Annotated in this window: 1 protein-coding gene and 1 pseudogene; both read left to right on the forward strand. The window is 65.5% G+C overall.

The features are described from left to right. Positions 1-244, forward strand: a 244-nt coding sequence (locus EN984_RS37180; protein WP_127384480.1) for a diguanylate cyclase, incomplete at its 5' end; no start/stop codon positions are given. Between the two features lie 75 nt (positions 245-319). After that, positions 320-501, forward strand: a pseudogene (locus tag EN984_RS37185) (GGDEF domain-containing protein); the annotation flags it as partial.

The following is a 501-nucleotide window of genomic DNA, read 5'->3' on the forward strand; positions in this document are numbered from 1 at the left end:
GCTGTTCGCCGAGGCGGTGCGCACCGTCTATTCGGCCGGTCATGTCGACGGACTTCCCCAGGGAACGAGGGTGACGGCAAGCTTCGGCGTGGCGGCCCGCAGCGGTGGCGAGGCGCTGGAGCCGCTGATGCGCCGTGCCGACGATGCGCTCTACAAAGCCAAGAAGAACGGCCGCGACAGTGTACGCCTGTCCTATGAGCGGCCGGAAACGGCGTTCCTGCCGGAGCCGCTCAAGACCGGCTGAATCTGCCCGGACGGGACGGCGTTAACGTCTTCTTCGCCCGTCGATGATTAGCTGTCGGCGCGGGTGCGGGAGAACATGAGCGGCGCCAACTTCATCCTGTTGATCAATCTGTCGGTTGCCGGCCTGCTGGCGGCATCCTTCATGGCGGTCGCCTTCCACGATGTCGGCCGCGCGCCGGCGCGCTGGCTGGCATTTGGCTATCTGCTGGGCATGGCCTATTCGGCCATCGAATTCTCCATTCCCGCTTTCTCCGACGC

The organism is Mesorhizobium sp. M7A.F.Ca.CA.004.12.1.1 (genome assembly GCF_003997835.1).
In the GTDB taxonomy this organism is placed as follows: Bacteria; Pseudomonadota; Alphaproteobacteria; order Rhizobiales; family Rhizobiaceae; genus Mesorhizobium.